Genomic DNA, 23,934 nt, shown 5'->3' on the forward strand with positions numbered 1-23,934 from the left:
AATGCAGAAGATAGAATTTCCACCATCCATTTGGGCCGCCACCGCACCTGAACGCGTACCGGCCCCCACGCTTGCGAAAGACGCGGAAGCCGATGTCGCCATTGTCGGCGGCGGCTTTACGGGGCTTTCCGCCGCACTCCATCTGGCAAAGCGCGGCAAGCGCGTCATCCTGCTTGAAGGCAATGCGGTCGGCTGGGGCGCGTCCGGGCGCAACAACGGACAGGTCATCCCGACCATGACTTCCGCCGAGCCGGATGCAATCGCCAAACGCTACGGCGCATCGGGTGAACGTTTTGCCAGACTGATCGGCAATAGCGCCGACATTCTTTTCTCCATCGTGCGCGACGAAAACATCGAGGCCGAGGCCGAGCAGAACGGCTGGTTCCAGCCTGCCCATTCGCCGGGCCGGGTGAAGCTGTCGCAAACCCGCGTGGAAGCATGGAAACGCTTCGGCTTCCCGGCAGAGTTTTTCGACCGTGCTGCAACATCGCGGCTGTTGGGCAGCGATTTCTGGTATGGCGGCATGTTCAACCCGACCGGAGGTCATATCAATCCGCTGGCTTTCGCACGGGGACTTGCCGCCGCTGCCGAACGCCACGGCGCAATCATCCACGAGCAAAGCCCGGTCATTTCCTATGCTCAAGTGGGCGACCACTGGGAGGTCAAGACTGCCAGCGCCACCGTACGCGCCAAGGGTTTTCTGCTGGCGACCAATGCCTATACCGGCGAACTGCGTGAAGGGCTTGCCCCGCGCCTTGCCCGCACCATTGTGCCGGTACTCTCGTGGCAGATGGCGACCGCGCCCGTCAGCGATAATCTGCGCGCAACGATTTTGCCCGGACGGCAAGCCGTTTCCGATACGCGCGGCGATCTGCGCTTCTTCCGCTACGACGCCCGCAATCGGCTGATTACCGGCGGTGTGGTGATGGGCGATTTCAACGTGACTGAGCGCGTCAGGCGCAAGACGGCGCGCAACATGGCGGAAGCCTTCCCCGCACTTGGCGAGCCGGAAATCACCCATGTGTGGAGCGGCTATATCGGCATGACGTGGGATCGCTTTCCCCGCGTTCATCAGCTCGGCCCCAATGGCTGGGCGTGGATCGGCTGCAACGGGCGCGGCGTTGCGCTTGGCACATCGCTTGGGCGTGAATTCGCACGCGCGCTGGACGGCGAGCCGGTACAGGAGCTTGCCTTGCCCGTATCGGAACCGGCACCGCTGCCTTTTCATAAAGTCGCGCGGAAGATCGCTCCTTTTTATCTCGCCTGGCTTCGGCGCAAGGACCTCTCCGAGCCGCGGTAGCGAACGGGGCCAACTAAATGTGTCCAAACTGTTGCGTCTGGAAGTCCGGGATAGGCTACATAGCTAATACTAACGAGCATTCATGTGAAAGGTCAGGCTCATGAATCAAATGTCAATTCTTGAACGTCGCCGCATCGAAGCACTGGTTCTCAAGAACGTCTACGAAGTTATTCGAGAGCGCTCCGGTGAGGAAGAAGCGCAGGCAGCAATCGGTGAAGCAGTCAGCCGTTCGGCCATCGAACAGGGCAAGAGCTTTGCTGACGAGCTGGGCCACACGCCGACAATACAGGATTTTGCCGATATCCAGCCGCTCTGGACGAAGGAAAATGCACTGGAGATCGACGTGATCTCGCAGGGCGAAGATCATTTCGATTTCAACGTTACGCGCTGCCGCTATTCGGAAATGTACCGCGAGATGGGCCTTGGCCATATCGGTCACCTGCTTTCCTGCAATCGCGATGGCGATTTCTGCATCGGCTACAATCCCGACATGAAGCTGGAACGCACGCAGACCATCATGAAGGGCGCAAGCCACTGCGATTTCCGCTACCGCCTCGACACGACTGAAGACAACACAAAAGGAGCCTGACATGCCGGTTGAAAACTGGACATCGAACCAGCTGGACGAACTCGTCGCGTTCCGTCGTGACCTGCACGAAAACCCCGAGCTGCTTTACGATGTGAACCGGACCGCGGAAAAAGTGGCCGAAGCGTTGCGCGCCGCAGGCGTCGACGAGGTGGTGACCGGCATCGGACGCACCGGCGTCGTCGGCGTCATTCGCGGTCAGTCGAACCGTTCCGGTCGCGCCATCGGCCTGCGTGCCGACATGGATGCGCTGCCGATCCTCGAAGAAACCGGCGCGGAATGGTCGTCGAAAGTACCAGGCAAGATGCATGCCTGCGGTCATGATGGTCATACGACTATGCTTTTGGGCGCGGCTCGCGAACTCGCGCAAAGCCGCGCCTTCGACGGCACGGTCATCGTGATCTTCCAGCCTGCCGAAGAAGGTGGCGCTGGCGCCAAGGCGATGATCGATGATGGCCTGTTCAAGCGTTGGCCGGTCAACGAAGTTTACGGCATGCATAACCGCCCGAATCTCGCTGTCGGGCATTTTACCATCAATTCCGGCCCAATCATGGGATCGGTCGACATTCTCGACATAACCATCGAAGGCGTTGGCGGACATGCGGCCATGCCGCAGCTGAGCATAGACCCCATTCCCGTGACGGCAGCTCTCATTCAAGCGATTCAGGCCCTGACAGCCCGCACCATCGATCCACTGGATTCCGCAGTGATCTCGATCACCACCATTCAGGGTGGCGATGCGTTCAACGTCATTCCGCAGAAAATCCGGCTAACCGGCACGGTTCGTACGCTTCGCGAGGAAGTGCGCGATCACATCGAAGAGCGATTGACCCGCGCCGTTCAGGGCATTGCCGATGCTTTCGGCGCCAAGGCCACACTCGACTATCAGCGCAGCTACCCCGTCACTGTTAATCACGAGCGGGAAACTGAGCTGGCGGCAATCGCTGCAGAAGCAGTTGCCGGTTCCGACCGCGTGACTCGCGACATGCCCGCAACGCTCGGCGGTGAAGACTTTGCCTTCATGCTGAACGAAGTACCCGGTGCGATGATCAATATCGGCAATGGCCCGAGCGCCAATCTCCATCATCCGAAGTATGACTTCAACGACGATGTCATTGCCTGGGGTTGCTCATACTGGACCACGCTCATTCGCCATCGGCTGCCGATAGAGAATTGATAGCCACCTATATATAAATGGGGCGGCACCTTTGGGAGCCGCCCTTTGTGTTTTGCGTAGAAAGCGAAGTTGCAGAACAATAAAACCTCTAGTTTATCTGAGCCGCTCGTAATATAACGCGCTCCCAATAAACCATCGCGGCTTTTCCCGATGGGAAAAGAGAATTCGGTTTGGACGCATACTGAACATTTCAGTGTTCGGAAATGCGGAAAGCCATTGGTCGAGCGGGAAATCCATGAATATCGAATCTGCCTTGAGTGACAGCGCCAATATTTTTGACCTTGCGCCAATTTCCCTGTGGCTTGAGGATTATAGCGGCCTGCGCAAGCAGTTCGAAGAATGGCGAGCGCTTGGCGTTACCGATCTCAGGACTTTCCTACATGAAGACACGACCCGGCTTCGCATCTGCACCAGCCATATCCGGGTTCTCAAGGTCAACCGCAAGACGCTTTCGCTTTTCGAAGCGGACAGCGTCAGCCATCTGGTCGCCAACCTGGAACGCGTGTTCCGCGACGACATGCTGGACCCGCATATCGACGAGATGGTCCAGCTCTGGAATGGCGGTAATGCCTTCTCAAGCGATACCATCAACTATTCGCTTGGCGGCAAGCGGCTCGACATACAGCTCAAGGGCGTCGTGCTGCCTGGCTATGAGCACACATGGGAGCGGGTTCTACTGTCCATCGAGGATGTGACCGCCCGCGAAGACGCCCGCCGCGAACAGGACCGCCACAAGCAGCACGCGCAGGGCCTTTTCGAACATTCGCCCGTGTCGCTTTGGGTCGAGGATTTCAGCCGCATCAAGCAATTGATGGACGATGTGCGCCAGCGCGGCATCGTTGATTTTCGGGTATTTACCGACGTGCATCCGGAATTCGTACGTCAGTGCATGAGCGAAATCCGGGTTCTCGAAGTTAATACCGAGACGACGGCCCTTTTCCTCGCACCGGACAAGAAGACGCTGCTGCAGAACTTGCCGCTCGTCTTCAAGGATGAAATGGAATCATCGTTTCGCGAACAGCTGATCGATCTGTGGAACGGTATCCTGTTCCAGCGGCGCGAAGTGGTGAACTATGCACTCGACGGCACCGAACGGCATGTCCTTCTGCAGCTCTCGGTTCTGCCAGGGCATGAGACGGACTGGTCGCTGGTGCAGATCGCGCTTACCGACATCACCGCGCGCAAGAAGGCCGAAGCCTATCTGGAATATCTGGGCAAACACGACGTTCTGACCAAGCTTCACAATCGCGCCTACTATGTCGATGAGCTTAACCGGCTGGAACGCAAGGGTCATACGCCTGTTTCCGTCATCATCATCGATCTCAACGGCCTCAAGGCCGCGAATGACCAATGGGGCCATGCGACAGGCGACGGATTGCTGCGGCGCATCGGCGAAGTGCTGAATGAGGCCGTAAAGCAGCCGGGACACGCGGCGCGCATCGGCGGTGACGAATTCGCAGTTGTGCTGCCTTATGTGGATGAGCGCGGCGCCGAGGCGATGGTCGAGGACATTCAAAGGCTGGTCGATATCAACAACCAGTATTATTCGCAGCTCAAGCTCAATCTTTCCATTGGCTCCGCGACCAGTATGCCGGGCGAAAAGCTGGAAACCGTTGCCAAGCGTGCCGACCTGCTGATGTATGAGAACAAGCGCCAGCAATATACGAGCGGCATGATCTAGTCATCAAATGCGATAATCGTCTTGCCGCGCGTCAGATCGGTGACGAGGCGGGATAGTTCATCCCGCATGGCAATGGGCATGGTGCCCGCGATTTCCACGCCGGTGCCGGTGAAGTTCTCTTGCGCGATGGCAAGGTTTTCCACCGCTGTCAGACGGGCCTTCAGCAGCGCATGATCTGAAAAATCGCAGGCGAACTGAAATCCGACCAGCGGAATAACTTCTGTTTTCTCCGCCTGTCGCAGACAGGTTGCAGCCGTGCCGCCATAGGCGCGCATCAGGCCGCCGCTTCCTAGAAGAATGCCGCCGAACCAGCGCGTGACCACAACTGCAATATTATCGAGTTGCTGACCGTCGATTGCCTGCAGGATCGGCTTTCCTGCCGTGCCGCTCGGCTCGCCATCGTCGCTGAAACGGTAGTTCTGCCCCATACGCCAGGCCCAGCAATTATGGCTTGCCGACAGGTCGGAATGCTCGCTCAAAAAGTCCTTCGCCGCCTGCTCGCTCGCCACAGGCGCGGCAATGGCCAGAAACCGACTTTTCTTAATCTCCTGACTATAGGTTTCGACGCGACTAATCGTGAACATGGCAATCCTGCAAAGATGATTTCGGGGCCTAGCATTTTCCATTGAGGATGACGACCCCTTCCAGCTTCCCCTGGCATTGCGCCCACCGGATATAGGGTATAAGGCAATTGAAAAATGGGCCCATATTTTTGAGCTCTGTTCTTGCATATCTAGAGCGGGATGCGCTCACATACGTTCGCGCTACCGCTCTATCTATTTGATTTTACCGCATTTGTGCGACGTCAGATGATTCCATCTGACTGCAAAATGCTCCAGATGAAAGGTCCAGCCGATGTTCGATTTGATCGTGAGAAACGCCAATCTCCCCGACGGTCGCGAGAAGCAGGACATTTTGGTCAAGGACGGCAAGATTGCCGATATCGTGCCCTCCAAGGGTGAGCATCAGGCGGCGCAGGAAATCGATGCGACCGACCGGCTCGTGACGCCGCCTTTCGTCGACCCGCATTTCCACATGGATGCGACCCTGTCGCTCGGCCTGCCGCGCCTCAATCGTTCCGGCACGCTTCTGGAAGGTATCGCGCTGTGGGGCGAACTAAAGCCGATACTGACCGTTGAGGCCATGGTCGAGCGCGCGCTGCGCTATTGCGATCTGGCCGTTTCGCAAGGGTTGCTCGCCATTCGCAGCCATGTCGATGTCAGCGATCCGCGCCTCTTCACCGCTGAAGCGATGATCGAAGTGCGTGAGAAGGTGAAGCCCTACATTGACCTGCAGCTCGTAGCCTTCCCGCAGGACGGCTACTATCGTTCGCCGGGCGCGGTCGATCTCGTCAACCGCTCGCTCGATATGGGCCTCGACGTCGTCGGCGGTATTCCGCATTTCGAACGCACCATGGCCGATGGCGCAGCCTCGCTGGAAGAACTCTGCCGCATTGCCGCCGAACGCGGCCTGCCGGTCGATATCCATTGCGACGAAAGCGACGATCCGATGTCTCGCCATGTCGAAACGCTGGCCGCGCAGACCATGCGTTTTGGCCTGCAGGGTCGCGTTTCCGGCTCACACCTGACCTCCATGCATTCCATGGATAATTATTACGTCTCGAAGCTCATTCCGCTGATTGCGGAAGCAAAAATGAATGCCATTCCGAACCCGCTCATCAACATCACGCTTCAGGGCCGTGCGGACACCTATCCGAAGCGCCGCGGCATGACCCGCGTGCCGGAACTGATGGCGGCGGGTATCAATGTCGCTTTCGGCCATGACTGCGTTATGGACCCCTGGTATTCGATGGGTTCCGGCGACATGCTGGAAGTCGGCCACATGGCGATCCATGTCGCACAGATGACCTCCATCGAAGGCAAACGCCAGGTTTTCGACGCACTCACCGTCAATTCCGCCAAGGCGCTGGGCCTCGAAGGCTACGGCCTTGCAAAGGGCTGCAATGCCGACTTCGTGGTGCTGCAGGCACGCGATCCGATTGAAGCGCTGCGCCTCAAGGCAAACCGCCTCAAGGTCGTGAAGCGCGGCAAGGTCATCGCTGAAACCCCGCAGCGCGTAAGCCGCATCAACCTCGAAGGCCGTCCGTCTTCAGTTGACGGGGCCGATTACGCGCCAGTCGGCCAGCTTTAGAATCTTCTTGAATTAAAGGTGGTTTGGGCAATGATGGAAATCGTTGCTCATGACATCGCACGTCAAAACGAAGCAACCGGCTGCGCGCATCCGTGCGCCGAAAACACACATGAGGGGTCCCTTACCAAAATGACCAAAATCATCAAAACACCGAACTTTACCCGTCGCGATATTCTTGCGATGTCGGCAGCACTCGGCGCAACGGCAATGACAACCCGCGTGTTCGCGGCAGACGAAAAGCTGAAGGTTGCAGGCATTCACGCCTCGCCGGTTGAAAATGCCTGGAACTCACGCCTGCATGAAGCGCTGAAGCAGGCCAATGACGAAGGCGTCATCGAATATGTCTTCTCCGAAGGCGTTTCGGCGAGCGACTATCCCCGCGCCATGCGCGAATATGCCGAACAGGGCATCAAGCTGATTGTCGGCGAATCCTATGCCGTCGAACGCGAAGCGCGCCAGGTGGCAGGCGATTATCCGCAAACGGCTTTCGTCATGGGTTCCTCGGGCAAGCCGCAGGGCGACAATTTCGGTGTTTTCGGCACCTGGAACTTCGAGGCTGCCTATCTCGCAGGCATGCTGGCAGGCGCGATGAGCAAGTCCGGCACCTTCGGCTCGGTCGGCGCCGTGCCGATCCCGGAAGTCAATATGCTCATCAATGCCTTTCAGGACGGCGTGAAGGAAACCCGGCCTGACGCGAAGTTCATCGCGTCGTTCATCGGCACCTTCTTCGACCCGCCGAAAGCACGAGAAGCCGGTCTTGCCCAGATCGACTCGGGCGCAGATATCCTGTTCGGTGAGCGCATCGGCACCGCAGACGCAGCCAAGGAGCGCGGCATCAAGGCCATCGGCTCGCTGATCGATTATACGCCGCGCTATCCCGATACGGTCTTTGCCAATGCGATCTGGAATTTCCGCCCGATCCTCAATGCGGCTGTCGCCGACGTGAAGGCCAGTCAGGCAACCGGCAAGGATTACACGCCGTTCAGCCTTATGAAGGAAGGCGGCAACGACATCATCTACGTCAAGGGCATTGCCCCTGCCGAAGCAGAAGCCAAGATGGAAGCCCGTCGTGTGGAACTGAAGGAAGGCAAGTTCGAGTACAAGCCGAACCCCGCCGAACCGAAGTAACCATTCAGAACGGGCAAGCACATCGTGGCAATCGACATGAACCAGCAGGATGCAACCGCGCTCGCGCAGGCGATTGCGGAAGGAATCCTCAGTGCCGAACAGGCGATGGATGCGGCTCTCGACGCAGCAGAAAAATGGCGCCCATTGGGCGCCATTGCATATCTTGATCGCGATCTTGGCCGTGCCGGTGCCATTGCATTCGATGCAGCCCCATCCAAAGCGGCCTTCGCGGGCGTTCCCTCACTGTTCAAGGATCTGGGCGGCCCCTGTGCCGGTCTGCCGATCCGGCTCGGCTCAAAGGCATTCCTCAATGCCTCACCGCAGATGGATTCCGAACTCGGTCGCAGGCTGCGCGCAGCCGGACTCAACTTTTTTGGCACCACCACCGTTCCCGAATTCGGTTTGGCGCTTGCGAGCGAGCCAGCGGGAGCACCGCCTGCGCGCCATCCCTTCGATGAAACGCTTTCACCTAGCGGCTCATCCGGCGGAGCGGCAGCAGCCGTCGCAGCCGGGATAGTCGCAATTGCGCACGCCACCGACGCTGGCGGTTCCATCCGTGTGCCCGCTGCAACCTGCGGTCTTGTCGGCCTGAAACCAAGCCGTGGCGCCATGCCAGCGGGTCCACATTTCGGCAATTATCTTGCAGGCATTGCGAGCGAATTTGCGCTTTGTCGTTCCGTCCGAGATGCGAAAGCGCTTCTGCCGCTTGTCGAAGGCAAAACAGAAGGCTTTCTGCCCGACCCGGCAATGCAGGCAGGCGATTTGCCGAACCGCCTTCGTGTGGGCATCGTGACCGGCGATCTTGCAAACTATCCAATCAGATCGGAGCGCTTGCAGGTTGTGGCCGATGCAGCGCATTTCATGGAAGCACAAGGTCATACAATCCGTGAAATTCCGGCTTCGGAATTCAGCCCGCTGATCGCTTCCAGCGCACGCGCTTTCGACCGCATCATTTCCGTCAATCTCGCGGCTGCAATCGATTTTCTAGCCCTTGATGAAGACAGGCTTGAACCGCTTACCCGTGCGGTTGCAGAGCGCGGGCGGCGCATGGAAGCCACCGCGCTTTACCGCGCCATGAACGGAGCCGTCAGCACCGCACATATGCTCTGGCAGATTTTCCGCAACATTGACGTGTTGATTACACCAATGCTGTCGCGCGGGCCGATGCCACTCGGCTCGTTTCCCATGGATCACGACGATGTGGATGCACACTGGCAAAAGATGAATGCCTTCGCGCCTTATGCAGCGCTCGCCAATATTTCCGGTTTTCCGGCACTTTCTCTGCCATTCGGAGAAGATGCTGATGGAATGCCCGTCGCCTTACAGCTTGTGGCCCCGATGGGCGCCGACCAGCTGCTTCTGAACCTTGGCGAGCGTTTGGAGGAGGACCGGCGCTGGCAGCACAGATTTCCCGTTGCGGGGTTGAACATATGACGACGACCGTTCTTGAACTGCAAAGCATCACCAAGCGATTTGGCCAGCTTACCGCCAATGACGACATTTCGCTGAAGCTGAAGCGTGGCGAAATCCTCGCTTTTCTTGGCGAGAATGGTGCAGGCAAAACCACGCTGATGAACATCCTGTTCGGCCATTATGTGCCGGATGAAGGCCGCGTCTTCGTCAAGGGCGAGGAAATCCCGCAGGGTAAGCCGCGCGCTGCCATCGATGCGGGCGTGGGCATGGTGCACCAGCATTTCACGCTTGCACCCAATCTCACCGTACTGGAAAACATCATTACCGGTACTGAAAGCCTCTGGAAGCTTAAATCGGCACATGGACCCGCGCGCACCAAGATTGCCGACATCGCCGGACGCTTTGGCCTGCAGGTTGATCCCGATGCACGGCTTGGCGATCTCTCGGTGGGCGAACAACAGCGCGTGGAAATCCTGAAAGCGCTCTATAATGACGCCGACATTCTGATCCTCGACGAGCCAACCGCCGTTCTGACCACGCAGGAAGCCGAAAACCTGTTTGCGACACTGAAAGAAATGGCTCGTCAGGGCCTGTCGCTGATCTTCATCTCGCACAAGCTGCATGAAGTTATGTCCGCCGCCGACCGAGTAATCGTGCTGCGCGGCGGAAAGCTTGTCGCTGAGCGTAAGGCCTCCGAAACCTCGAAAGAGGAACTTGCCGAACTGATGGTTGGCCGTCGCGTTTCGCGCCCTTCGCGTGCAGCGGCCACGCCCGGCGAAACCTTGCTGGAAGCGAAGAATGTAACGGTCGTGGAAGATGGCGCGACACGCCTCAGCGATCTCGACTTTCACCTCCGCGCTGGCGAAACGCTGGGCATCATTGGAGTGTCGGGGAATGGGCAGGCAGCGCTTGGACGTCTCGTTTCCGGCCTCAGCCAGCCTGCGAGCGGCTCACTTGTCATGTTCGGGCAGACAGTTACCAAATTCGACCCGCGCCAGTTTGTGGCGGAAGGTGTTGGCCGCATTCCGGAAGATCGCAATGCGGAAGGCGCAATCGGTGATCTGACACTTTGGGAAAATGCTGTGCTGGAACGCGTGCGCGATCCGCAGTTCTCCAATGGTCTTCTGGTCAACCGGACGGCTGCGCGTGAATTTACCGACCGCATCATCAAGGATTTCGATGTGCGCGGCGGTACGCCTGATAGCCGTATTCGCCTGCTTTCCGGCGGCAACATGCAAAAGCTTATCCTGGGTCGCAATCTGGAAACTGCCCCGCGTATCCTGATAGCGGCGCAGCCGACACGCGGCCTTGACGAAGGTGCCGTTGCGGCCATCCATGCCCGCATTCTGGAAGCGCGCGCCAAGGGAGCCGCAGTACTGCTGATTTCGGAAGATCTGGATGAAATCATTGGCTTGGCGGATCGTGTTCAAGCGATTGTCAAGGGGCGCCTCTCCCCACCCATCGACGCGGAAGAAGCCGATGCACAAAGGCTGGGCCTGATGATGGCGGGCGAATGGCAGACAAATATCACGAAGGGGCTCAACTGATGCGTATTGAACGACGCGAAACACGGCCCATGGTTCTGGTGGCAACCGCACCAATTATCGCCGTCCTGACCGCCTTCGTGCTTGCCGGACTGCTGATCGCCGCTGCGGGTGCGCCGGTTCTGGAATCCTTTCGCCAGATCGCAATCGGTGCATTTGGCAACAAGCTTTCGATCACCGAAACGCTCACGCGCGCAACACCGCTGATGCTGACCGGCCTTGCCGCTGCCGTCGCCTTCCGCTCCAAACTCTGGAATATCGGTGCCGAGGGCCAGTTCTATATGGGCGCTCTTGCGGTCGTCACCTGTGGCACGCAATTGCAGCTTCCGGCTCCCATACTTATTCCGCTGCTGCTCGTGATCGGTGCCATTGCAGGCATGATTTTCCTGCTTATTCCGCTCGGGCTTCGCCTGCGCTTCGGTGTTGATGAAGTGGTGACGACACTACTCTTGAACTTTGTTGCCGTGCTCATCGTCTCGATGATGATCGAAGGGCCGATGAAAGACCCCCTCGCCTTTGGCTGGCCGCAATCTGAGCCCGTACCGGATGCCGCAGTGCTACCCAAAATCATGGCGGGTATGCGGCTGCATATCGGTATCATCATCGCCATCGCCCTGGCTCTCATCATCGCCTATGTGCAAAAGCGCACCGTCTTCGGGCTTGAAACCAAGGCTGCGGGCCTCAACCCGCGCGCCGCGCGCTTTGCAGGCGTTCCGCTTGGCAAGACGCTGGTGAAAGTCGCCTGCATTTCCGGTGGTCTTGCAGGCCTTGCTGGCGCGATACAGGTCATGGGCGTAAAGGGTTACGTCACGACTGACCTCTCACCGGGCTTCGGCTATTCCGGCATCATAGTCGCCATGTTGGCCAATCTGAATCCTATCGGCGCGATCTTCTCAGCGCTTTTTGCAGCCGCCATGTTTGTCGGTGCCGACGGCATGAGCCGCGCTATCGGCATTCCAAGCTTCATTGCCGATGTCACCGTTGCGCTGTCGCTTCTGACCATGCTGGTTGCTCTGTTCTTCACACAATACAGGATCGCCCGATGAATGAGTTGATGGATATCCTGCTCTCCGCTGGCCTCTGGGTCTCGGTCCTGCGCATTGCAACGCCGCTGATCTTCGGCACGCTCGGCGCACTTTATTGCGAACGGGCGGGCGTGCTTAATCTCGGCATCGAAGGCATCATGACCTTTGGCGCGATGATTGGCTGGCTGACCGTCTATAATGGCGCAGACCTCTGGGTGGGCGTGCTCGCGGCGGCTGCTTCCGGCGCCGTGTTCGGCCTGCTTCATGCAGCCCTCACCGTGCCGCTTGGCCTGTCGCAGCATGTCGTCGGCCTCGGCATCACACTGTTTGCATCGAGCCTCAGCTATTTCCTGTTTCGCCTTCTCGTACCGCTTTCTTCAACACCACCGACGATCACACCATTCCAGCCGGTCAATCCGTCCTGGCTTGCAGATATCCCGTTCGTCGGACAGGTGCTTGGCACGCAAACGGCGCTCACGTGGATCGCCATTCCTCTGGCACTGCTGCTTGGTTATGTGCTTTTCCGCACGCCGCTCGGCCTTGCCATCCGCATGACAGGCGAAAATCCACATGCCGCGGAAGCGCAAGGCATCAACCCTATCCGGGTGCGCATCTTCACGATCATGTTCGGCAGCGCACTGATGGCGGTGGGCGGCGCGTTCCTCACGCTCTCTGCCTTCAATTCGTTCTTCCCGACGATGATGCAGGGGCGCGGGTGGGTCTGTATTGCGCTCGTCGTCTTCGCGTCGTGGAAGCCTGCACGCGCACTTCTGGGCGCGCTTCTGTTCGCGCTGTTCGATGCTTTCCAGCTACGCCTGCAAACGGTTTACGGCAAGGTCGTGCCTTACCAGCTCTTCCTGATGATCCCTTACATCATGTCGATTGTGGCGCTCATCGTCATGGCGCGGCGCGCACGTGTTCCGCAGGCGCTGATGCAGCCCTATCGTCGCGGCGAGCGGTAGAGCATTTCCAGCAAAAGTGTGAAACGGCTTTGCGTTGGAAAATGCGACAAAACAAATAGTTAGAGCGGATCCGGCGATCCTGATAAGATAGGAACCGCTCTAAGAATATCCCAAACAAAACGGCGCCCCGAAAGGCGCCGTCAGGCTGCTGACAAACCTCCGGCAGGGTCAAAATGACCTCAGATTCACGGAACGTCCCAGATTCAGAACGTGAACAAATCGGAATCAAAACCCCTCGTTTTTGACTGCTTCCAAAAATCGAGGGGTTTGTAATCAATCTGACGGCGCCCGAAGGCGCCGTTTCTTTTATTCTGTCGGGCTTATGCAGCGCTCGACGACTTGCTCTTTTCAAAGCGCTTGCGCTCATTCGGATCAAGATAGAGCTTGCGAAGACGGATCGACTTCGGCGTCACTTCAACCAGCTCGTCATCCTGAATCCACGACAAAGCGCGTTCCAGCGTCATCCTGATCGGCGGGGTCAGCTTCACGGCTTCATCCTTACCGGCGGCACGAACGTTCGTGAGCTTCTTGCCTTTCAAAACATTCACTTCCAGATCGTTGTCGCGACTGTGAATGCCGATAAGCATGCCCTGATAGACCTTGACGCCAGCGTCGATGATCATCGGCCCACGATCTTCAAGGTTGAACAGTGCGTAGGCAACCGCTTCACCCTGATCGTTGGAAATCAGAACGCCGTTGTTGCGGCCAGCGATTTCACCCTTGTATGGCTGATAATCATGGAACAGGCGGTTCATGATCGCCGTGCCGCGCGTATCGGTCAAAAGTTCCGACTGATAGCCGATAAGGCCGCGGGTCGGAGCATAGAACACCAGACGCACGCGATTGCCGCCCGAAGGACGCAGTTCGACCATTTCGGCCTTGCGCTCGGACATCTTCTGCACGACCGTGCCGGAATATTCTTCATCAACGTCGATGACGACTTCTTCCACCGGCTCCAGCTTTTCACCGTTCTCGCCGTCCTTCATGACGACGCGCGGACGCGAAACGCCAAGCTCGAAGCCTTCGCGACGCATGTTTTCGATCAGAACCGCAAGTTGCAATTCACCGCGACCGGACACGAAGAAGGAATCCTTCTCGGTCGATTCCTCAATCTTGAGCGCGACATTGCCTTCGGCTTCTTTCAGCAGACGGTCGCGGATGACGCGGCTTGTCACCTTGTCGCCCTCGGTGCCTGCATAAGGGCTGTCATTGACGATGAAGGACATGGTCACGGTCGGCGGATCGATTGGCTGCGCAGCCAGAGGCTCGCTGACCGAAGGATCGCAGAACGTGTCGGCGACGGTGCCCTTGGAAAGACCGGCAATAGCGACGATGTCGCCTGCCTGTGCTTCATCAATGGCCTGACGCTCGATGCCGCGGAATGCGAGAATCTTCGAGATGCGACCGGTTTCGAGTAGCGAACCATCTTGGCCGAGAACCTTGACGGCCTGGTTCGACTTGATCGAGCCGGAATGGATACGGCCCGTGATGATGCGGCCAAGAAACGGATCTGCTTCGAGGATCGTACCGATCATGCGGAACGGGCCTTCGGCAACCTTCGGTGCCGGAACGTGCTTGAGCACGAGGTCGAACAGCGGAGCCAGACCTTCGTCCTGCGGGCCTTCCGGGTTCAGTGCCATCCAGCCGTTACGGCCCGAACCGTAGAGGATCGGGAAGTCGAGCTGTTCGTCGGTTGCGTCGAGATTAGCGAAAAGGTCGAACACTTCGTTGACGACTTCCTCGTGACGGCCATCCGGACGGTCGATCTTGTTGATCGCAACGATTGGCTTCAAGCCAACTTTCAGCGCCTTGCCGACGACGAACTTCGTCTGTGGCATCGGGCCTTCAGCAGAATCGACAAGCACAATCGCACCGTCGACCATCGAGAGGATACGCTCAACTTCACCGCCAAAGTCGGCGTGGCCCGGCGTGTCGACAATGTTGATACGCGTATTTTTCCAGACAACCGAAGTGGCCTTGGCGAGAATGGTGATCCCACGCTCGCGCTCGATATCACCGGAATCCATCATGCGTTCGCCGACGCGCTGGTTCTCGCGGAACGAGCCGGCCTGCTTCAAAAGTTCATCAACCAGTGTTGTTTTGCCATGATCGACGTGTGCGATAATAGCGATATTACGCAATTCCATATGGAGATCACTTCTATATGAGTTGGGAGCCGCGCCAGCATTGGGTGCGCGGAAAAACAATGCGCCGCTCTTACAGGTTTTTTTGCGTTTTAGAAAGGGGCAGCGCGAAACTACCCCTCATTTGACCAAGAAAACCTTGTTTTCACCGCTTCTCTACACTGTCAATCTGACAGTTTTTTGTCGCGCTTGTTACAAAAGCGTACCTGAGAGGATGACCAGCGCGACGCTGAAATAGATCACGAGGCCGGTAACATCGACCAGGGTTGCCACAAATGGCGCCGAAGCGCTCGCCGGGTCGAAGCCGAGCCTTTGCAGAATAAACGGCAGCATGGAGCCTGTCAGCGAGCCGAAAGTCACGATGCAGACCAGCGCCATGCCAACGGTTGAAGCCACAAGAATCCAGTGTTCGCCATAATCGTATATGCCGAGCGTCTGCCAGATGGCGATGCGTATGATGCCGATCAGGCCGAGGAAGCTGCCAAGCGCCAGTCCCGTTGGCAATTCGCGGAAGGCGACACGCCACCAGTCCTTGAGCTTGAGTTCCTGCAAGGCAAGCGCGCGAATAATCAGCGACGTTGCCTGCGAGCCGGAATTACCACCCGACGACATGATGAGCGGGATGAACAATGTCAGCACCAGCGCCTTTTCTAGCTCCAGCTCGAAATGCTGCATCGCGCTTGCGGTCAGCATCTCACCGAGGAAAAGGATACCGAGCCAGCCAGCGCGCTTTTTCAGCATCTCGCCGAAGCCGATGCGCATATAGGGCTTGTCCAGCGCCTCCATGCCACCGAAACGGTAAGCGTCCTCGCTTGCCTCTTCCGTCATCGCGTCGAGCACGTCATCGACGGTCACAATGCCGATGATGTGGCGGCTTTCGTCCACGACAGGTACGGCCAGAAGGTCGTGCTTGCGGAACAGGCGCGCCACTTCCTCGCGGCTCGCCAGCGGCGAAATGGTGATCGGATCGTCTTCCCGCGCAATCGACAGGATCGGCTCGTCCGGCTGGCGGATGATGAGGCGACGCAGGCTGACCACGCCCAACAAAACGCGGCTGACCGGATCGACCACATAGATGGCATAAACCGTCTCGCGAGTGCGCTCGACCTTGCGGATATGCTCCAGCGTCTGACCGACATTCCAGTTGGAAGGCACAGCGATGAATTCGATGGTCATGAGCGAGCCTGCCGTATTCGGCGGATAGCCCATCAGCTTTTTCAGCGCAGCTTTGGTTTCAGGCGCGAGAATAGGAAACAGGCGCGCCCGGTCGTCGTCGTCCAGCTCCTGAAAAACGTCGGTTGCACGGTCCGCCGACATGCCGTCAAGTAGAAGGCTTGCAAGGCCGGGTGGGAGGGTAGCAATGATTTCGGTAGCACGGTGCAGTTCCGGCTGGTCGAGCAGACGGATGGCATCGTCATGCGAAAGCTGTGCGATGACGGCGACTGCATCATCGGCATCGAGTTCGTTAACGAGTTCCACTGCGTCGCCAGTACGCATGTCCGCAATGCGGCTTGCGATGGCTGCAGCAGGGAGGTCGGCAACATTGAGTACTTCCGGGAAGAAGTTGTTGTCGGTCATGGGCTTGCCTTTCTGTCGATCCGCCGTCGAAGGCAGACCGTGCAAGCCGACCGCGAGCGATCAGATCACGAACTGCCTTGACGGCTGAAACAATCGACTGTGACTGTCGCTTGGCATAAGAGAATAAAACTCCGGTTGAAATTGCTGCCGCAGAAATCCGGCTGCGAGCGTGATGTGCGCTGGGTCGCCAACAAAGTCAAGCCCCGCAAGGCAATGTCGAACGCTTTTTCCCGAAAGCAGTCTTCAATGTCGTGAACCTCTTGCCCGCCCGCTTTCTAAATCTTAAGTCTGGTTCATACCAAATTCATTTGATCTGGAGTTTCATCATGTCCGACAAGCCCACCCACAACCACGCGCTGACTGAATGGAACGGACCGCTGGGCCTGCCGGATTTCACCGCCTTTGAGGATGGCGATTTCGCATCTACATTCGATGCCGCGCTGGCTGCAGACCTCGCAGAAGTGGAAGCCATCGCCAAGGCGGCAGATGACGCGACCATCGACAACACGCTCAAAGCCCTGCAACTGACCGGCAAGGCGCTCGACCGCGTATCGGCGGTTTTCTGGATGCGTGCTGGCGCACATACCAACAACACGATCCAGGCGCTGGAACGCGAGATTGCGCCAAAGATGTCGCGCCATTATTCGCGCATTTTGATGGATCCCGCACTTTTCGCCCGCATTGACGCGCTTTATGAAAATCGCGATACGCTGGACCTCGATAGCGAAACCAAGCGCGTTCTGGAAAAGACGTGGAAAGGTTTCGTCCGTTCCGGTGCAAAGCTCGACGAGGCGGGCAAGACGGAGCTTGCAGGCATCAATGAGAAGCTGGCGGGACTTGGCGCCCGTTTCGGGCAGAATGTGCTGAAGGATGAATCGAGCTGGGCCTTGTTCATCACCGATGAAGCCGACCTCGCCGGCCTGCCGGACTTTCTGAAAAACGCCATGCAGAGTGCTGCTGCCGAACGCGGCAAACCGGATGCCTGGGCGGTTACGCTATCGCGCTCGATTGTCGAGCCATTCCTTTCCTTCGCCGAAAATCGCGAACTGCGCGAACAGGCTTTCAATGCCTGGGCAAAGCGCGGTGAAAATGGTGACGAAAGCGACAATCGCGAAATCGTGCGCGAGATGGTGGAGCTGCGCGAGCGCAAGGCCCATCTGCTCGGTTACGCCAACTTTGCAGCCTACAAGCTCGACGACACTATGGCCAAGACCCCGAAGGCGGTCATGGACCTGCTGGAGCCTGTCTGGGACAAGGCGCGCGCCAAGGCCCATGAAGAAGAGGTCGAACTGGAACGCCTGATCACAGCCGATGGCGGCAATCACAAGGTCGCACCGTGGGACTGGCGCTTCTATGCCGAAAAGCTGCGCGCCGAGCGCTTCGCCTTCGATGAGGCGGAACTGAAGCCTTATCTGCAACTTGAAAAGATCATCGAAGCCGCCTTCGACGTCGCAGGCCGCCTGTTCGGTATCCGCTTCGAGGAAAAAAAGGGTATCGCAGCATGGCATCCGGACGTGCGGGTGTTTCAGGTGTTCAATGCCGATGGCAGCGAACGCGGCCTGTTCCTTGGCGACTATTTTGCGCGTACCTCAAAGCGTTCTGGCGCATGGATGAGTGCCCTGCAATCGAGCCACAAGCTTGACGGCGGACAGAAGCCGATCATTTACAACGTCATGAATTTTGCGAAGCCAAAGGCTGATGAACCTGCCCTGCTCTCGCTTGATGATGCGCGCACGCTGTTCCACGAATTCGGCCATGCGCTGCATGGGCTTCTGTCGGATGTGACATGGCCTGCCATTTCCGGCACTGCCGTTTCGCGCGATTTCGTGGAACTGCCGTCGCAGCTTTACGAACACTGGTTGACCGTCCCGGCCGTTCTCGAAAAATATGCCGTGCACTACCGCACTGGCGAGGCCATGCCGAAGGCGCTCCTCGACAAGGTACTTGCCGCGCGTACCTTCAATGCTGGCTTCAACACGGTCGAGTTCACCTCGTCCGCACTGGTCGACATGGCATTCCATACCGGTAAGGAAAAGATCACTGATCCGCTGGCTTTTGAAACACAGACGCTTGCAAAGCTTTCCATGCCGGATGCGATCATCATGCGCCATCGCACACCGCATTTTACCCACGTCTTCTCCGGCGACGGTTATTCCGCAGGTTACTATTCCTACATGTGGTCGGAAGTGCTGGACGCGGACGCTTTCTCGGCCTTCGAGGAGACCGGCGACGCCTTCAATCCGGAACTGGCGGCAAAGCTGAAACAGCATATCTATGCCGCTGGCGGCAGCCGCGACCCGGAAGAACTTTACAAGGCCTTCCGCGGTAAGATGCCGACACCGGACGCGATGATCGAAAAGCGTGGATTGAACTAAGAACAAAGGCCGGGAAACCGGCCTTTCAGATTGATTACAAACCCCTCGATTTTTGGAAGCAGTCAAAAACGAGGGGTTTTGATTCCGATTTGTTCACGTTCTGAATCTGGGACGTTCCGTGAATCTGAGGTCATTTTGACCCTGCCGGAGGTTTGTCAGCAGCCTGAAAGGCCGGGAAACCGGCCTTTGTTCAACTTTTGTGGGTCAGAATATTCACGAGCCGACCGTAAGGGTCACGCGTATAGAAACGACGCACGCCCCATTCCTCATCGGTCGGACCGTATTCGACGGGAAATCCCAGCGCGATCGCGCGCTCCAGCACGGCATCGACATCATCGACCTCGATGGAAAGATCGGGCACCGGTGTGCCCGATCCCCCCTCACTCATGATGCTCACCTGTACCCGCGCCTCAGCATCAGTCGCATAAGTGACGATCCAGCCGAAATCCATCGCCACATCGAGGCCCAGCAAATCGCCATAGAAGCGCTTTGCCGCCGCGGGATCACCTGCGGCGATATTGGCGACGATGCGGCGGACGGCCATCAGTATTCGCCGAGCTTGATGTCCGGTGTGTAATCGACGCCGTCGACTTCCTTGACCACCGGCTGGCCGCAATGCATCACGCCGGTCGCGGCGTTAAAAGCATAGGTTGGCGAGCCATAGAGCTGCCAGCCCTTGTTAAGCGCGGCGGTGACACGATGGCAGAAAGCGGAATCGTCGGGGCCTGTAATAAAACGGTATAACTTCATGCTTTTACTTCCTCTGTTATAACTTCACACCGGTTTTGGCGAGCACACGCTCGGCCATCTGAAGATGCAGGCGCTCGACCATCTGCCCGTCCAGCGAGACGACCCCCTTGTCGGCATTTTCAGGGCGGGCAAAGATTTCAACGACGCGGCGGGCGTGGGTCACTTCATCCTCGCTCGGGGAGAATGCCCGATTGGCCGCTTCGATCTGCCCCGGATGAATGAGCGTCTTGCCGTCGAACCCCATGGCGGCACCTTGCGCGCATTCTGCTTCGAAGCCAACGCTATCGCGAAAATCGTTATAAACGCCGTCAAGCACAGTGATCCCGCCAGCGCGCGCCGCAAGAATGATCTGCATCAGCCATGGAACCAGATAAGGTCGTCCCGGTTGCGGGCGCACACCGGTTTCACGCGCAATATCGTTCGGCCCGACGACGAAACAGGCAAGTCGCACCGCCGAACGATGCCCGAGAACGGCAATCTCATCGGCATTGAGAATGCCGCGCGCGGTTTCGATCATCGCCCATACACCAACTGCCGGATCGGCATCCTGCCGGTCGAGCCGGTTGGCCGCGTCGATTATATCCTGCGGTCGTTCGGTCTTGGGCAGGAGGATCGCATCCGCTCCCATCTTGGCAGCAGCCGCAACATCGTCCCTGCCCCACGGCGTTTCCGCCGTATTGACCCGCACGATGCGCTCGAAGGCAACTTTCGGATGGCTTATGAAATGAGCCGCCAGCGCATCGCGCGCCGCAGCCTTCGCTTCCGGCGCGACGGAATCCTCCAGATCATAGATCACGCAATCTGCTGAAAGGGTCAGCGACTTCTCCAGAGCGCGTGCATTTGCGGCGGGGACAAACAGGACCGAACGGCGGGGACGAACAACAGTTTTCATAAGCCGATTTGTGCACCGAACCGCACAGCAGCGCAAGCGTAGAGAACACGAGTAGACCAGCCCTTGAAATCCTGTATCGACACGCCTATTTCCAGCTTTCGGTTGGAATGCACCCGCCGCCCGCAGCCTTATGGCCTTGGTAGAGCATTCTGAAACTTCGTTTTTGTTCCGGTGACGGCAGAAACGGCAATGCGGGTACCCGTTCATGAAAACGCCGCTCACAACCAGGAGCGAAAACAATGACCACAGCTATCATCGCTGGGACCAATAACGCTGACTTCAAGCATCAGGCCCGCCGTCTGCGGCAAGCATTGAGCGAGGAAGGCATCACCATCAGCCACGGCAAGGCACTCGACCTTGTGGCGCGCCAGTCCGGCACCCGTGACTGGAATACGCTTGCCGCCAATGACAGCAAGGTGGCACCCGCACCCGTTCAAGACGATACCGCGCCTTACCGCGTCGGGCAGCGCATCACCGGCATGTTTCACGCCACGCCGTTCGATGCCCGCATCATCGCCGTCGAGGAAACGATCAAGCCTGAACTGTGGCGTATCACGTTGCAATTCGATCCAGCCATCGATGTGACTATGTCACCCAATCTCTCCATGCGGCGCAGGCGTTATACGATCGTCGTCGGCACGGATGGAAAATCCCGTCGCCTGACCGGCAGCGAGACCGGTGGCATCGCCCTCAATGTCTGATAATTGCGTGAATGGCACCAACGGCGCATGATCCGTAAAACTTGACGCGGTTTCCAGACAGGATTATGCGCATAACCCGACAGTCGGACTATCCGGCGCGCTTGTCCGCGCGCCGGATAATTCGCAAAACGGGTCGGGAGTTGCGACCTATTGGGCAGTTTCGGCCTCAAACGTTGACTCTCGGTCAAGCTGATGTAAACCAGTTTGCAAATTGCAAATTCCCAACCGACAGGTTCAGGACATGGATAAGTTCACCAAGCTCACGGGCGTCGCTGCCCCCCTGCCGATCGTCAATATCGATACGGACATGATCATCCCGAAGGATTACCTGAAGACGATCAAGCGCACGGGTCTGAGCAAGGGTCTTTTTGCCGAAATGCGCTTCAACGAAGACGGCACCGAGAACCCGGATTTCGTCCTGAACAAGCCGGGCTATCGCAACGCGCAGATTCTCGTTGCAGGCGACAATTTCGGCTGCGGTTCCTCGCGTGAGCATGCGCCATGGGCCCTGCTCGATTTCGGCATCCGCTGCGTGATCTCGACCTCGTTTGCCGATATCTTCTACAATAACTGCTTCAAGAACGGCATTCTGCCGATCAAGGTCAGCCAGGAAGACCTGGACAAGCTGATGGATGATGCTTCACGCGGCGCCAATGCGACCCTTACCGTCGATCTCGAAGCCAAGGAAATTCACGGTCCGGACGGTGGTTCGATTTCCTTCGACCTCGACGATTTCAAGCGCCACTGCCTGCTCAACGGCCTGGACGATATCGGACTGACCATGGAAAAGGCTGGCAGCATCGACGCGTTCGAGGCCAAGCGCGCCGAACAGCGTCCCTGGGCATAATGACGGAAAGCATTATATATGGCCTGCAAGAGCCCGGTGGCCTGAGACATTGAATAGGACACGATTGGCTGGAATGGCCCGAGAAGATCAAAGCGGCGATTGGGCGGGACGTCTCTCGCCTTCGCTGGACGAAATCGAATCCATAGCGATCGAAGCTCTTGCGCATCTGCCGCAGGAGTTTCGTGCGTTGTGCGGCGACATCATCATTCAGATTGCCGATTTCCCCGACGATCAGATCATCGAAGATATGGGGCTGGAAACGCCTTTCGACCTGCTGGGTCTATTCGAAGGCCGCGGCATCGGCGAACGTTTCAGCCTGCAGACCGGCGAAGGTCCGAACCGCATCACGCTCTATCGCCGGGCGATCCTCGACTACTGGTCCGAACATGAAGAAACGCTGGGCGATATCATTACCCATGTACTGATCCACGAGATCGGCCACCATTTCGGCCTGTCCGACGACGATATGGAAAATATCGAGGCACAGGCGGAATAATCACGGTTGCCCGACGGCGGGACGACCGCGCCGACAGCCTCTCCCCTTAACAAAAGCGCCGGAAAACCGGCGCTTTTCATTATCAGTACGGATAAAGCGGATCAGGCGGCAAGCGTCTTCGGCTTGATAAGGCCGCGCGCGACCAGAAGTTCAGCGATCTGGATCGTGTTGAGAGCAGCGCCCTTGCGCAGATTGTCGGAAACGACCCACAGTGCCAGACCGTTCTCGACCGTGATGTCCTCGCGGATACGGCTGATATAGGTCGCATCTTCGCCAGCGGATTCATAAGGCGTGATGTAGCCGCCGTTCTCGTGCTTGTCGACAACCTGACAGCCCGGAGCTTCACGCAGAATCTCGCGTGCTTCTTCCGGCGTGATCGGGTTTTCGAACTCGATATTGACCGCCTCGGAGTGACCGATAAAGACCGGAACGCGAACAGCCGTTGCCGTCAGCTTGATCTTCGGGTCGAGCATCTTCTTGGTTTCGGCTACCATCTTCCATTCTTCCTTGGTGTAGCCGTCTTCCATGAAGACATCAATATGCGGGATCACGTTGAACGCGATGCGCTTGGTGAACTTCTTCGCCGTGACAGGATCAGCCACGAAAACAGCGCGTGACTGTTCGAACAGCTCATCCATGCCTTCCTTGCCTGCACCGGAAACCGACTGGTAGGTCGATACGACGACGCGCTTGATCTTCGCCGCATCGTGCAGCGGCTTCAGGGCCACGACGAGCTGGGCAGTCGAGCAATTCGGATTGGCGATGATGTTCTTCTTGCGGAAACCTTCGACCGCGTCCGGGTTCACTTCCGGCACGATCAGCGGCACTTCCGAGTCATAACGCCAGGCCGACGAATTATCGATGACGACGCAGCCCTGCTTGCCGATCTTCGGCGACCATTCCTTGGAAATCTCGCCGCCGGCAGACATCAGGCAGATGTCTGTATCGGAGAAATCATACGTGTCGAGCGCCTTGACCTTCAGCGTCCGGTCACCGTAGGACACTTCCGTGCCTTGGCTGCGGCGCGATGCAAGCGCCACAACTTCGTCAGCCGGAAAGCCGCGTTCTTCGAGGATATTGAGCATTTCGCGCCCGACATTTCCGGTGGCGCCGACAATTGCAACCTTGAAACCCATTTTTCGTCTCCTGTCCCTCTCCGCTTCCAGATTCGGAACCCCGCAGGC

General features: G+C 57.9%; 21 protein-coding genes. 14 read left to right on the forward strand and 7 right to left on the reverse strand.

Annotation, left to right across the window (positions count from 1 at the left end):
- Position 1 precedes the first annotated feature (1 nt).
- From JNC70_RS12695 to JNC70_RS12710, 4 genes are all read left to right on the forward strand, one after another.
- Positions 2 to 1,300, forward strand: a complete 1,299-nt coding sequence (locus JNC70_RS12695) for an NAD(P)/FAD-dependent oxidoreductase (protein ID WP_104754347.1) — start codon at positions 2 to 4, stop codon at positions 1,298 to 1,300.
- Between the two features lie 100 nt (positions 1,301 to 1,400).
- A complete protein-coding gene (locus JNC70_RS12700) occupies positions 1,401 to 1,889 on the forward strand; it encodes an L-2-amino-thiazoline-4-carboxylic acid hydrolase (protein WP_104754346.1) in 489 nt (162 codons plus the stop codon).
- Position 1,890: 1 nt separating this feature from the next.
- Complete coding sequence (locus tag JNC70_RS12705; protein WP_104754345.1) at positions 1,891 to 3,063, forward strand: M20 aminoacylase family protein; 1,173 nt, start codon at positions 1,891 to 1,893, stop codon at positions 3,061 to 3,063.
- Between the two features lie 235 nt (positions 3,064 to 3,298).
- Positions 3,299 to 4,744 carry a sensor domain-containing diguanylate cyclase gene (locus tag JNC70_RS12710; protein WP_104754344.1) on the forward strand — a complete coding sequence of 482 codons (1,446 nt, stop codon included), beginning with the start codon at positions 3,299 to 3,301 and terminating at the stop codon, positions 4,742 to 4,744.
- Here JNC70_RS12710 and JNC70_RS12715 read toward each other — a convergent pair.
- Entirely contained in the window at positions 4,741 to 5,328 is a 588-nt protein-coding gene (locus JNC70_RS12715; protein ID WP_104754343.1) for an IMPACT family protein, read from the reverse strand. The genes JNC70_RS12710 and JNC70_RS12715 overlap by 4 nt on opposite strands.
- Before the next feature lie 271 nt (positions 5,329 to 5,599).
- Here JNC70_RS12715 and JNC70_RS12720 point away from each other — a divergent pair, with 271 nt between their 5' ends.
- The 6 genes from JNC70_RS12720 to JNC70_RS12745 all read left to right on the forward strand — a co-directional run bounded on the left by JNC70_RS12720 (position 5,600) and on the right by JNC70_RS12745 (position 12,967).
- Complete coding sequence (locus JNC70_RS12720; RefSeq protein WP_104754341.1) at positions 5,600 to 6,895, forward strand: amidohydrolase family protein; 1,296 nt, start codon at positions 5,600 to 5,602, stop codon at positions 6,893 to 6,895.
- Between the two features lie 129 nt (positions 6,896 to 7,024).
- Positions 7,025 to 8,023, forward strand: coding sequence for a BMP family protein (locus tag JNC70_RS12725; RefSeq protein ID WP_104754595.1), 999 nt, complete (start codon positions 7,025 to 7,027; stop codon positions 8,021 to 8,023).
- 36 nt (positions 8,024 to 8,059) lie between these two features.
- Positions 8,060 to 9,457 (forward strand): amidase, encoded by a 1,398-nt coding sequence (locus JNC70_RS12730; RefSeq protein WP_104754340.1) that lies wholly within the window; start codon positions 8,060 to 8,062, stop codon positions 9,455 to 9,457.
- Positions 9,454 to 10,983 (forward strand): ABC transporter ATP-binding protein, encoded by a 1,530-nt coding sequence (locus tag JNC70_RS12735; protein WP_104754339.1) that lies wholly within the window; start codon positions 9,454 to 9,456, stop codon positions 10,981 to 10,983. Before JNC70_RS12730 ends, JNC70_RS12735 begins: the two co-directional genes overlap by 4 nt.
- Positions 10,983 to 12,026: an ABC transporter permease gene (locus tag JNC70_RS12740; protein ID WP_104754338.1), complete on the forward strand. Its 1,044-nt coding sequence runs from the start codon at positions 10,983 to 10,985 to the stop codon at positions 12,024 to 12,026. Before JNC70_RS12735 ends, JNC70_RS12740 begins: the two co-directional genes overlap by 1 nt.
- On the forward strand, positions 12,023 to 12,967 hold the full coding sequence (locus tag JNC70_RS12745; RefSeq protein WP_071630945.1) for an ABC transporter permease: 945 nt from the start codon (positions 12,023 to 12,025) through the stop codon (positions 12,965 to 12,967). The genes JNC70_RS12740 and JNC70_RS12745 overlap by 4 nt, the downstream gene beginning before the upstream one ends.
- 320 nt (positions 12,968 to 13,287) lie before the next feature.
- On the opposite strand, the gene typA is transcribed toward JNC70_RS12745, so the two are convergent.
- Positions 13,288 to 15,114: a translational GTPase TypA gene (gene typA, locus JNC70_RS12750; RefSeq protein WP_104754337.1), complete on the reverse strand. Its 1,827-nt coding sequence runs from the start codon at positions 15,112 to 15,114 to the stop codon at positions 13,288 to 13,290.
- Between the two features lie 189 nt (positions 15,115 to 15,303).
- Positions 15,304 to 16,689 carry a magnesium transporter gene (gene mgtE, locus JNC70_RS12755; protein ID WP_104754336.1) on the reverse strand — a complete coding sequence of 462 codons (1,386 nt, stop codon included), beginning with the start codon at positions 16,687 to 16,689 and terminating at the stop codon, positions 15,304 to 15,306.
- Between the two features lie 326 nt (positions 16,690 to 17,015).
- On the opposite strand from mgtE, the gene JNC70_RS12760 reads away from it, so the two are divergent.
- The gene (locus JNC70_RS12760) at positions 17,016 to 19,064 is read left to right on the forward strand and encodes a M3 family metallopeptidase (protein ID WP_104754335.1); all 2,049 of its coding nucleotides are present in this window, start codon (positions 17,016 to 17,018) and stop codon (positions 19,062 to 19,064) included.
- Positions 19,065 to 19,254: 190 nt separating this feature from the next.
- Here JNC70_RS12760 and JNC70_RS12765 read toward each other — a convergent pair whose 3' ends face one another.
- Genes JNC70_RS12765 through JNC70_RS12775 form a run of 3 tightly spaced genes read right to left on the reverse strand, consistent with a single transcriptional unit; the run spans position 19,255 to position 20,706 of the window.
- Positions 19,255 to 19,608: a VOC family protein gene (locus JNC70_RS12765; protein ID WP_104757533.1), complete on the reverse strand. Its 354-nt coding sequence runs from the start codon at positions 19,606 to 19,608 to the stop codon at positions 19,255 to 19,257.
- A complete protein-coding gene (locus JNC70_RS12770) occupies positions 19,608 to 19,814 on the reverse strand; it encodes a DUF1737 domain-containing protein (RefSeq protein ID WP_002965766.1) in 207 nt (68 codons plus the stop codon). Before JNC70_RS12770 ends, JNC70_RS12765 begins: the two co-directional genes overlap by 1 nt.
- 16 nt (positions 19,815 to 19,830) lie before the next feature.
- A complete protein-coding gene (locus JNC70_RS12775; RefSeq protein WP_104757534.1) occupies positions 19,831 to 20,706 on the reverse strand; it encodes an HpcH/HpaI aldolase/citrate lyase family protein in 876 nt (291 codons plus the stop codon).
- 239 nt (positions 20,707 to 20,945) lie between these two features.
- Here JNC70_RS12775 and JNC70_RS12780 point away from each other — a divergent pair, with 239 nt between their 5' ends.
- From JNC70_RS12780 to JNC70_RS12790, 3 genes are all read left to right on the forward strand, one after another.
- Positions 20,946 to 21,407, forward strand: a complete 462-nt coding sequence (locus JNC70_RS12780) for a glyoxalase superfamily protein (protein ID WP_104757535.1) — start codon at positions 20,946 to 20,948, stop codon at positions 21,405 to 21,407.
- A 241-nt stretch (positions 21,408 to 21,648) separates the two neighbouring features.
- On the forward strand, positions 21,649 to 22,254 hold the full coding sequence (leuD, locus tag JNC70_RS12785) for a 3-isopropylmalate dehydratase small subunit (protein WP_104757536.1): 606 nt from the start codon (positions 21,649 to 21,651) through the stop codon (positions 22,252 to 22,254).
- Between the two features lie 73 nt (positions 22,255 to 22,327).
- A complete protein-coding gene (locus tag JNC70_RS12790) occupies positions 22,328 to 22,750 on the forward strand; it encodes a metallopeptidase family protein (RefSeq protein ID WP_012092734.1) in 423 nt (140 codons plus the stop codon).
- 101 nt (positions 22,751 to 22,851) lie between these two features.
- On the opposite strand, the gene JNC70_RS12795 is transcribed toward JNC70_RS12790, so the two are convergent.
- Positions 22,852 to 23,886 carry an aspartate-semialdehyde dehydrogenase gene (locus JNC70_RS12795; protein WP_104757537.1) on the reverse strand — a complete coding sequence of 345 codons (1,035 nt, stop codon included), beginning with the start codon at positions 23,884 to 23,886 and terminating at the stop codon, positions 22,852 to 22,854.
- Positions 23,887 to 23,934 lie beyond the last annotated feature (48 nt).

It is taken from the genome of Brucella oryzae, assembly GCF_041929965.1.
Taxonomy (GTDB): domain Bacteria; phylum Pseudomonadota; class Alphaproteobacteria; order Rhizobiales; family Rhizobiaceae; genus Brucella; species Brucella oryzae.